General features: G+C 66.6%; 11 protein-coding genes. 7 read left to right on the plus strand and 4 right to left on the minus strand.

Features of this window, described 5'->3' with window-relative positions; genetic code table 11:
* Positions 1–37 precede the first annotated feature (37 nt).
* The 3 genes from AAE021_RS17420 to AAE021_RS17430 form a co-directional block, all read right to left on the minus strand.
* Positions 38–631: an HdeD family acid-resistance protein gene (locus AAE021_RS17420; RefSeq protein WP_342023552.1), complete on the minus strand. Its 594-nt coding sequence runs from the start codon at positions 629–631 to the stop codon at positions 38–40.
* Positions 632–773: 142 nt separating this feature from the next.
* On the minus strand, positions 774–1,604 hold the full coding sequence (locus AAE021_RS17425; RefSeq protein ID WP_342023553.1) for an SGNH/GDSL hydrolase family protein: 831 nt from the start codon (positions 1,602–1,604) through the stop codon (positions 774–776).
* A gap of 44 nt (positions 1,605–1,648) precedes the next feature.
* Positions 1,649–2,350 (minus strand): phosphoribosyltransferase, encoded by a 702-nt coding sequence (locus AAE021_RS17430; RefSeq protein WP_342023554.1) that lies wholly within the window; start codon positions 2,348–2,350, stop codon positions 1,649–1,651.
* A 137-nt stretch (positions 2,351–2,487) separates the two neighbouring features.
* Between AAE021_RS17430 and AAE021_RS17435 the strand changes: the two genes are divergently transcribed.
* The 6 genes from AAE021_RS17435 (at position 2,488) to AAE021_RS17460 (ending at position 10,335) form a co-directional block, all read left to right on the plus strand.
* Complete coding sequence (locus AAE021_RS17435) at positions 2,488–3,249, plus strand: SDR family NAD(P)-dependent oxidoreductase (protein WP_342023555.1); 762 nt, start codon at positions 2,488–2,490, stop codon at positions 3,247–3,249.
* Between the two features lie 77 nt (positions 3,250–3,326).
* A complete protein-coding gene (locus AAE021_RS17440) occupies positions 3,327–4,655 on the plus strand; it encodes a M20 family metallopeptidase (protein ID WP_342023556.1) in 1,329 nt (442 codons plus the stop codon).
* A 38-nt stretch (positions 4,656–4,693) separates the two neighbouring features.
* Positions 4,694–6,319 carry an AbgT family transporter gene (locus AAE021_RS17445; protein WP_342023557.1) on the plus strand — a complete coding sequence of 542 codons (1,626 nt, stop codon included), beginning with the start codon at positions 4,694–4,696 and terminating at the stop codon, positions 6,317–6,319.
* Positions 6,320–6,384: 65 nt separating this feature from the next.
* Positions 6,385–7,347: an alpha-L-glutamate ligase gene (locus AAE021_RS17450; RefSeq protein ID WP_342023558.1), complete on the plus strand. Its 963-nt coding sequence runs from the start codon at positions 6,385–6,387 to the stop codon at positions 7,345–7,347.
* A 123-nt stretch (positions 7,348–7,470) separates the two neighbouring features.
* On the plus strand, positions 7,471–9,159 hold the full coding sequence (locus tag AAE021_RS17455) for a long-chain-fatty-acid--CoA ligase (protein ID WP_342023559.1): 1,689 nt from the start codon (positions 7,471–7,473) through the stop codon (positions 9,157–9,159).
* A gap of 249 nt (positions 9,160–9,408) precedes the next feature.
* On the plus strand, positions 9,409–10,335 hold the full coding sequence (locus tag AAE021_RS17460) for a YsnF/AvaK domain-containing protein (RefSeq protein WP_342023560.1): 927 nt from the start codon (positions 9,409–9,411) through the stop codon (positions 10,333–10,335).
* Between the two features lie 84 nt (positions 10,336–10,419).
* Here the strand turns inward: AAE021_RS17460 and AAE021_RS17465 are convergent, their stop codons facing one another.
* A complete protein-coding gene (locus AAE021_RS17465; RefSeq protein ID WP_342023561.1) occupies positions 10,420–11,334 on the minus strand; it encodes a LysR family transcriptional regulator in 915 nt (304 codons plus the stop codon).
* 146 nt (positions 11,335–11,480) lie between these two features.
* On the opposite strand from AAE021_RS17465, the gene AAE021_RS17470 reads away from it, so the two are divergent.
* Positions 11,481–14,957, plus strand: coding sequence for a bifunctional proline dehydrogenase/L-glutamate gamma-semialdehyde dehydrogenase (locus tag AAE021_RS17470; RefSeq protein WP_342023562.1), 3,477 nt, complete (start codon positions 11,481–11,483; stop codon positions 14,955–14,957).
* Positions 14,958–15,122 lie beyond the last annotated feature (165 nt).

Below are 15,122 nucleotides of genomic sequence, written 5' to 3' on the forward strand. Positions count from 1 at the left end.
GACGGTTGCTGGACGCTGGCCACACGGTAGCCGGGCACTACCCGGACAGAGGAATGCCGCGGCCAAAGGCAAACGCCCGCACAACTTCCACAATGCCCAGCACCACCAGGAAGATCCCGCCAAACACGACGAGGGCAGCCAGCGATCCCACTGGAAGGAACAGCACCACGGCGCCGGCGAGGATGCTGATGACTCCGTACGTGATGGCATACCAGCGAGAGCCGCCGCTTTCACTTTCGGTCAGGGCCATGACGCCCTCGACAATCCAGGCAATTCCGATGACCATCCCCAGAACGGCCAATGACGCGAGCGGATTGCGCATGGCCACCACTCCAACAATGAAGATCAGCACCCCGGTGAGGATGTTCAGGACCCGCAGGCCGCCGGACAGGGGCGTGATGATTCCCGTGACCACGCGCACCGCTCCGGAGATCAGGAAATACAGTCCAAACAGGACGGCGACCACATCCAGCGTTGCACCGGGCCAGAACAGCACCAGGGCGCCCAGAATGATGGAAAGAACCCCGGTGAGGGCCAGCCCGCCGCGGATATTCCGGACTGCCTTGCGGGTGAGCTCGTTGATGTCCAGGTTCAACCCGCCCAGCCCAAAAACGCTTCCTGACATGGACATGTGGAACCTCCCGGAGAGTCGGAACAGCGGGCCGCCCGCTGTCTGGAATTATCCGCCGCAGGGGTTGGTGGCGGTAGGGCAGGCTCCGTTCGGGGCCGTCGGAAGGCGGGACTGGGGCGGCACCGGTTCCGGGGCCGGGGCCCTACGCTCCGAGGTGGGTGCGGATCATCCGGGCCACGGCCTCGTGGCCGGCCTGGTTGGGGTGGAACGGGAGCGGTCCGCCTTCGGTTGGCAGGAAGGCTCCCACCGTCCAGGGGTCGTCCGAGCCTGCATAGTGGTCCGCGCTGGCCTTGGCCACCCGGACCACGGAACAGCCGGTGGCGTTTGCGCCGGCTTCCGTGGCCAGCGCGAGATGTACGGCGAGGCGGCGGCAGGCGGCGGCCTGGGCCGGCTTCATGCCCGGCACCCTGATGCGCGGATCCAGCGGCAGCACGGTCAGATATTCCACGAACAGTACGACGGCGTTGGGGGAGCGGCGCCGGATCAGCTGCCCGACGGACGCCATATCCGCAGGCAGCAGGCCGATGTTCCGGTTCAGCACCGCCGGCGCGAGGGCCTTAATGAACTCCATCGACGGACGGTGCCGCAGATATGCGGCCGGCGATAGTCCTGCCATCATCAGCGAGGCTGCATAGCCGATGTCATTGCCGCCAACCGTGACCGTGACCAGATCCGTGTCGGGGGTCAGGGCGTCGGCCTGGGGCGCCTGCCCGTACTGCGGGCGCCACAAAACGTCTGCAGTGGTGGCCCCGGAGCTCGTGGCGTCAGTGAGGGAAAGCTGCAGTGCTCCCGCGAGGAGGTGGGCGTAGTTGGCATCGGTGCGGCCGGCTTCCGGAGGGCTGTCCGGCACCGGATGCCCCAATCCGGGAGCCGATGCGTAGGAGCTTCCCAGCGCCACATAGCGGGCCCCGGCCCAACTGCGTGCGCCGCCGTCGTATTCCGGCGCTGCGTTGTTATCAGGCACTGCGTTCATGGGTTCCTGCCTCCGATAGTGGGCGGTCCGGAGATCCGGGCCGGTTAGGGGACGTTGAGGAGCTGCAGTATCTCGTTGTCGGTGGTCTGGTCAAAGTGCTCATAAGCCTGCCCCACCGCCGTCAGCCCGCCGCTTCGCCAGGGAATGACGACGTCGTCGGCCAGCGCAGCCAGCCAACCCGGATCCCCGCAGCTGGCAGGAGCGGCGGCCACCAGGCGGGCAGGCTCCTGGCGGCGCAGCGCCAGCAGGGCTGCCCGCATGGTGCTGCCGGTGGCCACCCCGTCGTCAACCACGATCACGGTCCGGCCGCCCACGTCCAGGGAGGAGCGGCCCATCCGGTAGAGCTTGTCCCGGCGGATCAGCTCAAGCTGTTCAATGGCAGCTGCCGCGTCAAAAGCCCGGTCCGCGTCCAGATGACGGGAGGAGGACGACGGATCCCGGTGGCGCAGGGGCGCCAGGGACCGCTGCCATTCGAGAAGCACCGGCTCGTTGCGCACAGTGGTGACCGTTCCCGCCAGCCATGCCATGGCTCCGGCGGCCAGTTCGGGCTGGGACGGAAACCCCACTTTGCGGACCGCCACTACGTCCAGCGGTGCGCGCAGCAGGTCGGCCACCGCGGCGGCAACCGGCACTCCGCCGCGCGGCAGCCCGATCACCAACAGCTCACGCGTGCCGAAATACGGTGCGAGTTCCAGGCCCAGCGTCCGGCCGGCGTCCTGCCTGTCGCGGTACCGCCGTGGTGCCATGGCTCCTCCTCGACGGGCACGGCTTTCCTGCCACGGTAGGGCTGCCTGCAGCCGGTGGCAAGGAGCGGCGGCCCCGGGGACATCCTCATTGCCAAAGCCTGCGGGGCATAGCAGGGTTGGCGTGGAAAGGTGGACCCATGACTCCCACAGCTTTGATTACCGGCGCCACGTCAGGCATCGGCGCCGAATTTGCCCGCCAGCTGGCTCACCGCGGCTACAACCTGGTCCTGACAGCCCGCAACGAACAGCGGCTGAAGGACTCGGCTGCTGCACTGGCCCGGGAATACGCCGTGCAGACTGAATACATAACAGCGGACCTCGCCGACCCCGACGGCGTGGAGCTGGTCAGCCGCCGGCTGGAAAAACCCGACATCACGCTGCTCGTCAACAACGCAGGCTACGGCCTGAAGAACAACTTTGAACGCAATGAGCTGTCCGCGGAGCTGGATCACCTCAATGTGCTGGTCGCGGCACCGCTGCAGCTGAGCCACACGGCGCTGAACACCATGCTGTCCCGGATGGAGGGTCCGGGCGGGCACATCATCAACGTGGCCTCCGTTGCCGGGTTCATTCCCCGCGGCACCTACAGCGCCGCCAAGTCCTGGGTCATCACGTTCAGCCGCTGGGCCAACATCGCGTACGGCGGCCGCGGCGTGCACGTGACGGCGCTGTGCCCCGGCTTCGTCCACACCGAGTTCCATCAGCGCATGGACATGGACAAAACCGTTTACCCCAACTGGATGTGGCTCGACGCCGAACGGGTGGTGCGCGAGGGGCTCGCCGATGCCTTTGCCGGCAAGGGAGTGTCCATTCCGTCCAAGAGGTACAAGGCGCTCGCGTGGTTTGGCGCCCGCGGTCCGCAGGCCATCGTGGCGCGGATCGCCGGCCGCGGCCGCTAGCCCGGGGGCGCGCCACCATCAACACGGTGCGTCACGTAACTGGCTCAGGCACCGCCGGGCACTTAGTGTGGTGGCCCATGACCCGCATCACAGCACCGAGTACTGCCTACCTACTCCACCTCGACGCCGAAACCGCACGCCGCATGCAGACGGCCCAGGCTCCGGACTCGCCCTTTGCGGGAGCTTCCGCCCAGCTGGCCGCTGCACTGGAGGCGCGCGTGGATGCGCTCGCCGCGGATCTGTCCGAGGTGGTCCACACCCTGCACGGGGATCCCGAAACCGCCTATGAGGAGCACCGCAGCGCGGCGTTCCTCGTGGAACTGCTGAACCGGCACGGAATCAAGGCCGGGCTGGGTGTGTTTGGGCTTTCCACCGCCGTGCGGGCCGAGATCGGCTCCGGCTCCGGCCCGGCCATCGCCATTCTCAGCGAATACGATGCCCTGCCGGAAGTGGGCCACGCCTGCGGCCACAATGTCATTGCGGCCACCGGCGTCGGTGCATTCATTGCCCTCGCCAAAACCCTGGACGAGGATCCGGAAGCCTTCCCCGGCCGGGTGGTGTTCCTGGGAACCCCCGCCGAGGAAGGGCACTCGGGCAAGGAGGTCATGGCCCGCGGGGGTGCTTTTGACGACGTTGACGCGGCGATCATGGTCCACCCCTACGCCATGGACCTCGCCGAGCAGGTATGGCTCGGCCGGCGGCTGCTCACGGTCACCTTCTCCGGTGTGGCGGCGCATGCCTCCGCCCAGCCGTTCATGGGCCGCAACGCACTGGACGCAGCATCCCTGGCCTACACCGGCATTGGCCTGCTCCGCCAGCAGCTGCCGCCGGCGGACCGGGTGCACGCGATCATCACCGAAGGCGGGCAGCGTCCCAGCGTGATCCCGGAAAAGGCGGTGCTGAAGCTCTACGCGCGGTCCAAGTATCCCGACACCCTGAAAGACCTCAGCGCCCGGCTCGAGGACATTGCCACCGGCGCGGCCCTCATGACGGGCACCGCGGTGGATATCAGCTGGGACGAGCATCCGCCGTCGCTGCCCGTCCGCACCAATTCCGCCCTCACCGGCCGGTGGGTGGCCGCGCAGCAGCGCCGCGGACGCAGCCCGCTGCCCGCCGGCGTCGTATCCGAAACCATTGCCGCGTCCACCGACTTCGGCAATGTCAGCTACCGAATCCCCGGAATCCATCCGCTGATCGGCATCGCACCGGCGGACGTGGCACTGCATACCCGGGCCTTTGCGGAGGCCGCCGGCTCGCCGGCTGCCGAATCCGGGGCGCTCGACGGCGCTGCGGGGCTGGCGCTGACCGCTCTCGATTACCTCTGTGATCCGGAACTGCGCGAAGCGGTGGCCCGGGAGTTCGCCGAAGCCGGCGGTCCCGTGGACGTTCCCTCCTACTTCGACTAACCCGCCCGCACACCCTCGACACCAGGAAAGAGACCGGAATGAGAACTTCGCCCGACTCCCTCGGCACCGGCCGCCCCAGTCTTCCCGACCGTCTCCTTGGCGGGGTGGAGCGGATCGGCAACAAGCTGCCTGACCCGTTCATGCTCTTCCTGTTCCTCTTCCTGGCCGTGGCCGTGGTGTCCACCGCCATGGCCTGGGCCAACGTCGTGGTCACGGTGCCGGGCGCGGCCGAGGAGACCGTCATCAAGGGCTTCTTCACCGCTGAAGGACTGAGCTGGTTCACCACCACCCTCGGTGCCAACTATCTGGGTTTCCCGCCGCTGGCCACCGTGCTGCCGATCCTGCTGGCCGTGGGTGTTGCGGAGAAGTCGGGGCTGCTGTCAGCCCTGATCCGGAAGGCCTTCGGCTCCGCTCCGCGCTGGGCGCTGCCCTACGCCGTCGGGTTTGTGGGAGTGACCGGGTCGATCATGTCCGACGCCGCCTTTGTGGTCATTCCTCCGCTCGCGGCGCTCGTTTTCAAGGCCGCTGGCCGGCATCCGGTGGCCGGCCTGCTGGGTGGTTTTGCCGCTGCCGGTGCCGGCTACTCCACGTCGATGCTGGTCACGAGCCTGGATGCGCTCTTTGCCGGAATCACGACGGCGGTGACCGAGACCCTGCCCAACCCCGGTGCGCCGGTAAACCCGCTGTCCAACTACTTCTTCAACTTTGCCTCCTCGCTGGTGCTGATCCTGCTGGCCGGCTTCATCATCGACAAGATCCTGGAGCCCCGCCTGGCCCGGCAGGGCGTACCCACCGAGGAAACCGAAGACGAAACCGAAACGGACGGCGGCGCACCCGCCGCTGCTCACGCACCCGCCACTCCGCACGCCCCCGCGGCTGCGCTGTCCTCGGTGCTGACCCCGGTGGAACGCCGCGGCGTGCTGTGGGCCGTTGTTGTGGGAGCCGCCGTCGCGCTCCTGATCCTGGTGGGTGCGGTGCTGCCGGACTCGCCGTGGCGCAACGAGGACGGCGGGTTCCTGCCCAAGTCCCCGCTGCTGAGCTCCATCGTCTTCATCGTGTTTGTCCTGTTCACCGTCCCGGGACTGGTCTACGGCAAGATCACCGGAACCATCGCCTCCGGGAAAGATGTTCCGCGGGTCATGGGTGCTTCGCTCAAGGACATGAGCGGGTTCCTGGTGCTGGCGTTCATCCTGGGCCAGTTCATTGCCCTGTTCAACTGGTCCGGAATCGGCAACTGGATTGCGGTTGCCGGAGCATCCGGGCTGGAATCCATCGGCCTGACCGGTTATCCGGCGATCCTCGGCTTCATCCTGCTGGCCTCCGTGCTGAACCTGTTCATCATTTCCGGCTCTGCCATGTGGACCCTGATGGCATCGGTGTTTGTGCCCATGTTTGCCCTGCTCGGGTTCGAGCCGGCCTTCATCCAGGGCGCGTTCCGGGTGGGGGACTCCGCAACACAGATCCTCACCCCGCTGAACCCGTACATGATCGTGCTGCTGACCATGCTGCGCAAGTATGAGCCCCAGGCGGGCCTGGGCACCGTCATCGCCCGGATGCTTCCCTTCACCATCCTCTTTTGGCTGGCATGGGTGGCCGTGCTGACGGTGTTCTTCATCTTTGACCTCCCCATGGGACCGGGCAACGGAATATACATCGGCGGCTAGGCGCTGCATCACATCAACAACGCAGAAACATCCCAGAGACAGCAGCGACCCGAGGAAAGGCACCCATGAGCTCCGCCACCCCCACGATCTACGCCCTGCACGAGAACCCGGAATGGTTTCCCCCGTTTGCCCGCGCCTTCGAAGCCGAAGGGCTGCGGGTGGAGGAATGGCTGCTGACCGACGGCGTCCTGGACCTGGACTCGGTCCCGCCGGAAGGCATCTTCTGGTCGCGGATCAGCGCCTCATCACACACCCGGGATCACGGGTTGTCCAAGGACTATGCGCGGGCGGTGCTGTCCTGGCTCGAAGCCCACGGCCGGCGCACGGTCAACGGCCGCCGGATCCTGGAACTGGAAATGAGCAAGGTGGACCAGCTCACCGCGCTCCGGGCCGCCGGGATCGATACCCCGCGCACTGTTGCAGCCGTTGGCAGGGAGCAGATCCTGGCCGCGGCCAAGGAGTTTGCCGCACCGTTCATCACCAAGCACAACCAGGGCGGCAAGGGGCTCGGGGTGCGGAAGTTCGAGTCCCACGGCGAGCTGGCCGAGTACGTGGCCGGTGCCGAGTTCGAAGAGCCGGCGGACGGCATCACCCTGATCCAGGAGTTCATTGTTGCCGCGGAACCCTTCATTACCCGGGTGGAGATCGTCGGCGGGGAGTTCATCTATGCCATTAAGGCCGACACGGCCCGCGGCGGATTCCAGCTGTGCCCCGCCGATGCCTGCGCCATTGACCCGTCCACCGGCAAGCCGATCATGCCGCCCGGCGCCACCATCGCGCCGGACTCTGACACCCAGCTCTTCAGCCTGCGGGAGGGGTTTGACCATCCGATCATTGGCCAGTACCTGGACTTCGCCAAGCGCACCGGCCTGGAGGTGTGCGGCATTGAGTTCATGGAAACCGCCGACGGCCGCATCCTTACCTATGACGTCAACACCAACACCAACTACAACGCAGCAGTTGAAGCGGCGGCGCCCCGCTCGGCTCCCCGGGCCCTGGCACAGTATCTCAAGGGACTCACGGACTAAACCGGCAGTGCGGGGAAGGCGGGAGCGGCCACCCCTGCGGGCAGTGGTTTTGGACAACTTATTTATCCCTCGGCCCGGCCCGTCGCTATAGTCGGGATTAATCGAACTGAAGGAGCTTCCTCAATGACTGCTGCCCAGGAACCGTTGTGGGTCAAGAACTACCAGCCCGGAGTTCCGGCAACCATTGAGCTGCCCACCGAGTCCCTGACAGCCATGGTGGAGGACGCCGTCACCCGCTTCGGTCCCAAGGTGGCACTGGAGTTCTTCGGCGCCGAAACCACCTACACCGAGCTGGGCGAGAAGATCGACCGCGCCGCCGAGGGCCTGCGCAGGCTCGGCGTGGGCCGGGGACACCGGGTGGCCATCGTGCTGCCGAACTGCCCCCAGTACCTCATCGCGTTCTACGCGGTGCTGCGCCTGGGCGCCGTCGTCGTCGGCCACAACCCGCTGTACACGGAGCGCGAACTGCGCCACCAGTTTGAAAACCACGGCGCCCAGGTGGCCATTGTCTGGGACAAGGCCGTGGAGAAGATCCAGGACTTCCCCGATGACATTGCAGTGAAGACCATCATTGCCGTGGACATCACCAAGGCCATGCCGCGCCTGAAGCGGATGGCGCTGCGGCTGCCCGTCCCGAAACTGCGCCGCACCCGCGCCGGGCTGACCGCCAAGACCGAAAACACGATGTCGTGGGAGAAACTGCTCAGCTCGCCCCGGATCGACAGCGCCTACCCCCGCCCCTCCGTGAAGGACCTGGCGGCACTGCAGTACACCTCGGGCACCACCGGCACTCCCAAGGGCGTCATGCTCACCCACTACAACCTGCGCTCCAACGCCCTGCAGGGACAGGCCTGGATGCACGGCGCCGAAGAGGGCAAGGAAGTCATCTTCGGGGTGCTGCCAATGTTCCACGCCTTCGGCCTGACGCTGTACCTGACCTTCGCCATGCTGACCGGTTCCCGGCTGGTGCTGTTCCCCAAGTTCGACGTGGACCTGGTCCTGACAGCGGCCAAGAAGTCCCGGCCCACCGTGTTCTGCGCCGTGCCGCCGATCTATGAGAAGACGGCGCTGGAATCCAAGAAGCGCGGCATTGACCTGTCCACCATCCGTTTCGCCATCTCCGGCGCCATGACGCTGCCGGCCGCAACGGTGAAGCTGTGGGAAGAAGTCTCGGGCGGGCTGCTGGTGGAAGGCTACGGCCTCACCGAATCCTCGCCCGTGGCCCTGGGCAATCCCTTCGCCGACTCGCGCCGCAACGGCACCATCGGTGTCCCTTTCCCGAGCACGGAAATGCGGGTGGCCGATCCCGAACACCCGGAGAACAATGTTCCCGCCGGCGAGCGGGGCGAGCTGCTGATCCGCGGCCCGCAGGTTTTCGCCGGTTACTGGAACAACACCGAGGACACTGAGCAGGTGTTGCTCGAGGGTGGCTGGCTCCGCACCGGAGACATTGTGACGGTCGACGAGGACGGGTTCGTGAAGGTGGTGGACCGCCGCAAGGAACTGATCATCACCGGTGGTTTTAATGTGTCGCCCAGCGAAGTCGAGGAAGTGCTGCGCAGCAACCAGGCCATTGCCGACGTCGCCGTGGTGGGTCTTCCCCGGGCCGACGGCGGCGAGCAGGTGGTGGCGGCCGTGGTGCTGCAGGCGGGAACGGAGCTGGATGAAGCCGGCCTGCGCGCCTGGTGCCGCGAGCGGCTGACCCCCTACAAGGTGCCGCGCCGCATCGTGGCCGTGGAAGAGCTGCCCAAGTCGATGCTGGGCAAGGTCCTCCGCCGCGAGGTGCGCGGACTCCTCACCGACTCGAAGTAGGGCTTCGAAACACTACCTATTGACGCTCCGAAGCTGGTGGGTTGGAATAGTAAGCAGGCTTGGGATTCCAGGCCGGGCCGCCATCTGGGCCCTCACAAGGCTCAACCGGGGTTTGGCGTGCGTATCCGTCAAAGGCCGTTCGGCTCTGCTTTTCCTCTGCCGTTCGTCCCTCGACGGATCCGGCATACTCCGGCCCAACGTGAATAAGCACCGGACAACGGTGAAGGTTCGCAGCTGAAGGAGAACAACATGATCAGCAATCAGCAAGTCGAAGGCCTCATGGCCGGATCAGGCAACGTGCTGGGCCCCAACGGAGACAAGATTGGCTCGGTGGGGACGTTCTACCTGGACGATCAGACCAACGAGCCCGCATGGGTAACCGTCAATACGGGTCTCTTCGGCACCAATGAGTCTTTCGTCCCGCTCAGCGAGGCAACCGTCGAGGGCGTGGACGTACTGGTGCCCTACTCCAAGGATGAGGTGAAGAACTCTCCGCAGGTGGAGTCCGACGGATCCATCTCCCCGGAAGAGGAAGTGACCCTCTACCGCTACTACGGATTCACATACGACGACGGTTCCGCTGACACGAGCACCATGGACGCCGGTTCGGGCACGATGACCGACAGCGGCACCAGGACGGACCGCACCACGGGCGTGGACCGCGATTTCGGGGACGACAGCGACATTACCCGTTCCGGCGTCGGGACCTCCTCGGGCAACGCCTCCGGCACCGTGGGACACGACACCTCCGGTCCCACCACCGACGATGCGATGACCCGGTCCGAAGAACAGCTTGATGTGGGAACCCAGACCCGGCAGACCGGTAAGGCACGCCTGCGCAAGTATGTTGTCACGGAAAACGTCACCACCCAGGTTCCGGTCAGCCATGAAGAGGTCCGGGTGGAGCGGGAGCCCATCACCGATGCCAACGTCGATTCCGCCATGTCCGGTCCCGAGCTCAGCGAAGAGGAGCACGAGGTAACGCTTCACGCCGAGGAGCCTGTGGTGGAGAAGAAGACCGTTCCGGTGGAGCGGGTCAGGCTCGACACCGAAACGGTCACCGACACTGAGAGCGTGACCGAGGAAGTCAGCAAGGAGCAGATCGATACGGACGTGGACGGCACTACCCGCCGTTCCGGACATGACGGCTCCGGCGGGTCCAGCTCCGGACGGTAACCCCGCCGCGGCTGGCCCTGCATGGGTGCGCCAACTAAAGATCCAATCGACTGCGGTCCCGGCTCCGGCCGGGGCCGCAGTTCCTTATGAGGCCGGCGGCGGCTGGGCCGCCACCGTCCGTGCCGTCCGCTCCAGCACCTCCCGGCAGGCCAGGACGGCGGGCCGCCGGCTGCCGGCCCGCCGCACCGAGGTAAAGATGCTCCGCCGTGGCCTGCCGTTCAGTTCCAGCAGCCGGACGCTGGGCTCCCGTCCGGTCCAGACCAGGTCCGGCATCAGGGCGACGGCGTTGCCGGATTCGATGAGGCGGATCTGTGCCTGCAGGTCCGCCGTTTCGTAGCGAACGTCCGGTTCAAAGCCGGCCCGCCGGCAGGCCTGTTCCGCCCAGTGGCGTGACGCGGCCCCCCGCGGCTCCATGACCCAGGGCAGGTCTGCCGTGTCCGCCAGTGAGTGCACCGGCGTCAGCCCCTCGTGGGGCACAGCCAGCCGGATGGCGTCGGAGGTCAAGTGCACGCGGTCCAATTCCGGGTGCCGCACGGCGGCGTGCCCCGGGTACTGCTCGGCTATCACCACGTCGAAGTCGCGCGCCCAGGTTTCGTACAGTGCTGTTTCCGGTTCCCGCTGCACCATTTCCACCCGCAGGTCGGGATGCTCGCGGCGCAGCAGCGACAGGGCGCCGGGGAGCAGGGCCAGGGCTGCCGACTGAAACACCGCCACCCGGATCCTTCCGGTAACCGTGGTCAATGACGAGGCCAGGTCCGCTTCGGCGCGTTCCAGCGATTCCAGGATGTCGGAGGTATGCGCCACCAGAATCTCGGCCTGCGGGGTCAGCTGCACTCCGCGTCCGGTTTTCCGCAGCAGTTCCACGCCAACATCCTTCTCCAGCAGGGCCAGCTGCTGGGAGACGGCGGACGGGCTGAGGCCCAGCGTTTCGGCAACGGCTGCCAGCGTTCCACGCACCTTCACCTCGCGTAAAAGGTTCATTCTGCGTACGTCCAGCACGGGCTTCCTCCGATGTTTTCCTGCATGCTCAATTCATTAGTAAAACTAACCTATATGCGTAAGAAAACTAACCTTTGTCTTACGGGACTTTGCGCGGATACTTAGAGGAAGCATCAATCAGTCGCACGTCGAAAAGAGCTGGCCGCATGAGTAACACCGTCATCGAACCAACCGCGGGACCGGGCGTACCCCAGGACCTGTCCGGCGAAGCAGTGGCCCTCGTCCGCCGCTGGCTGGCCGAAGCCGCATCAGTACCCGTTGACGCCTCAGCGGCCCAGCTTGCCGGCGTCCTGAAGGACCCCTCCGGACTGGATTTCACCGTCGGATTTGTCGACGGCGTCATCCGCCCCGAGGACCTGCGCGTTGCCGGCCGGAACCTCGCCGCACTGGCTCCGCAGGTTCCCGGCTTCCTGCCCTGGTACATGCGCTCCGCAGTCCGCCTTGGCGGCATCATGGCTCCCGTGCTTCCCCAGGTGGTTATTCCCGTGGCCCGCAAGGTGCTGCGCCAGATGGTGGGACACCTGATTGTCGACGCCACGGATGCCCGGCTGGGCAAGGCCATCAGCAGCATCCGCAAGGACGACGTCCGGCTGAACATGAACCTCCTCGGTGAGGCAGTCCTGGGTGAGCGTGAAGCCAACCGCCGCCTGCAGGGCACCCATGATCTCCTGGCGCGGGACGACGTCGAATACGTTTCCATCAAGGTTTCCTCCACCGTGGCGCCGCACTCGCACTGGGCCTTCGACGAAGCCGTCGAGCACGTAGTGGAGAAGCTGGCCCCGCTGTACCGGCAGGCGGCATCCTTCAGCCCCAAGAAGTTCATCAACCTGGACATGGAGGAGTACAAGGACCTGGAGATGACCATGGCGGTCTTCACCAAGCTCCTCTCCATGCCGGAGTTCAAGGACCTGGAAGCCGGCATCGTCCTGCAGGCCTACCTCCCTGACGCCCTCTCCGCCATGATGCGCCTGCAGGAATTTGCCGCCGCACGCCGGGCCGGCGGCGGCGCACCCATCAAGGTGCGCGTCGTCAAGGGTGCCAACCTGCCAATGGAACAGGTGGAAGCGTCCCTGCACGGCTGGCCGCTGGCCACCTGCGGCACCAAGGCGGAGACGGACACCAACTACAAGCGCGTCATCAACTACGCACTGCGCCCCGAACACGTTGCCAACGTCCGCATTGGCGTGGCCGGCCACAACCTCTTCGACGTGGCCTTCGCCTGGCTGCTGGCCAAGCAGCGCGGCGTCACCGACGGCATTGAGTTCGAGATGCTGCTGGGCATGGCAACGGGCCAGGCCGAAGTGGTCAAGCGCGACGTGGGATCGCTGCTGCTGTACACCCCGGTGGTGCACCCGGCCGAGTTCGACGTCGCCATCGCCTACCTGATCCGCCGCCTGGAAGAAGGGGCGAGCTCCGAAAACTTCATGTCCGCCGTCTTCGAGCTCAGCGAAAACGAGACGCTGTTCGAGCGTGAGAAGCTGCGCTTCCTCACGTCGCTGGCGGACCTCGATGACACGGTACCCGCATCAAACCGGCTCCAGGACCGCAGCCAGCCCCGCCCCGCGGATACCGCCGGAGCCGACGCCGCCAACCAGGGCTTCGAGAACACGCCGGACACCGATCCGTCCCTGCCCGCCAACCAGGCCTGGGGCCGGGCCATCCTGACGCGCGTCGAGGAGTCCGTCCTCGGCGATGCCGCCGTCGCGGAAGCCCGGATCGCTGATGAGGCCGCCCTGGACGCGGTCATCCGCACGGGCGTGGAGGCGGCCAAGGGCTGGGCATCGCTCAGCGGCGCCGAACGCGCCGAGGTCCTGCACCGCGCCGGCGTCGTGCTGGAGCAGAAGCGTGCGGACCTGATGGAGGTCATGGCGTCCGAGACCGGCAAGACGCTGGACCAGTCGGATCCCGAGGTGTCCGAGGCCGTGGACTTTGCGCATTACTACGCAGAGCGCGCCAAGGACCTGGAAACGGTCGACGGCGCCCGGTTCGTTCCGGCCCGCCTCACCGTGGTCACGCCGCCGTGGAACTTCCCGGTTGCCATTCCGGCCGGTTCCACGCTGGCCGCCCTGGCCGCCGGATCATCAGTGATCATCAAGCCCGCCCGCCAGTCCGCACGCAGCGGCGCCGTCATGGTTGAGGCCCTCTGGGAAGCCGGCGTTCCCCGCGACGTGCTGCAGATGGTGCAGCTCGGTGAAAAGGAGCTGGGCCGCCAGCTGGTGGCGCATCCGTCAGTGGACCGCGTCATCCTCACCGGCGGGTACGAGACGGCCGAGCTGTTCCGTTCCTTCCGTGCCGATCTGCCGCTGCTGGCCGAGACCTCCGGCAAGAACGCCATCATCGTGACGCCCAGCGCCGACTTTGACCTGGCTGCCCGCGACGTCGTTGCCTCCGCCTTCGGCCACGCCGGCCAGAAGTGCTCCGCGGCATCCCTGGTGATCCTCGTGGGCTCGGTGGCCAAGTCGCCGCGCTTCCGCAACCAGCTCGTTGACGCCGTGCAGTCCCTCAAGGTGGGCTACCCGGTGGATGCCGTGACGCAGATGGGTCCGATCATCGAACCGGCCGCAGGCAAGCTGCTGCGCGGCCTCACCGTCCTGGGCGAGGGCGAATCCTGGCTGATTGAACCGAAGCAGCTGGATGAGTCCGGCCGGCTGTGGAGCCCGGGCGTGCGCACCGGTGTCCGCCGCGGTTCCGAGTTCCACCTCACCGAGTACTTCGGCCCGATCCTTGGCGTCATGACCGCCGACACGCTTGAGGAAGCCATCGAGCTGCAGAACCAGATCGACTACGGGCTGACCTCGGGCCTGCACTCCTTGGATCCCGCGGAGATGGATGTGTGGCTGGAGAACATCTCGGCCGGCAACCTTTACATCAACCGCGGCATCACCGGAGCCATCGTCCAGCGCCAGCCCTTCGGCGGCTGGAAGAAGTCGGCAGTTGGTGCAGGCACCAAGGCCGGCGGCCCGAACTACCTGATGGGCCTGGGCCAGTGGGAGCCGGCGGTTTCCACCGGCGCCGGAGCGCCTGTAACCCACCAGGGCGCAGCGAAAATCCTGGCCTCCGCATCGGCCGGAAGCTACGCCGCTGACACCGATTTCCTGCACCGGGCACTGAGCAGCGACGCCGCGGCATGGGCTGAGGAATTCGGCACCGCCAAGGATGTTTCAGCACTGTCCGCCGAGCGCAACGTGTTCCGGTACCGGCCGCTGCCGGTCACTGTCCGGCTGGCCGAGAACCAGCCGCTGGACGCCCTGGTACGCGTTGTGGCCGCCGGCCTGCTGGCCGGATCCGCGCTGCGGGTATCCACCGGCGTCGAACTGCCGGTAGCGCTGCTGGCGCTGCTGACCGAATACGGGATTCCCGTCACCCAGGAGGACGACGCCGCGTGGCTGGCGTCCGCTTCCAGTTACGATCCCGCAGTCCACGGCCCGCGGATCCGCCTCATTGGGACCGGCGCATCGGCGCTGGCTGAGGCTCTGGGCGGCCGGCCGGACGTAGCCGTCTACGCCAATCCGGTCACCGAGGCCGGACGCGTGGAACTGCTGCCGTTCCTGCACGAGCAGGCCGTCAGTATCACCGCTCACCGGTTCGGAACGCCGAACCACCTCTCCGACGCCCTGATCTAGCGGACGTCTCGATCTAGCGGAACGAGCCTTTCCAGGCAGGACATCGGCCGGTTAAAAACCGGCAAGGACGGCACCGGGTCTATCCCGGTGCCGTCCTTTGTTGTTACGGTAGGCCGCATGGAACTCATTTACGAGTAGGGCCGTGCCCTGGCCGGGCGCCGCGGA

Origin of the sequence: Arthrobacter citreus, assembly GCF_038405225.1 — a bacterium.
Classification (GTDB): Bacteria; Actinomycetota; Actinomycetes; order Actinomycetales; family Micrococcaceae; genus Arthrobacter_B; species Arthrobacter_B citreus_A.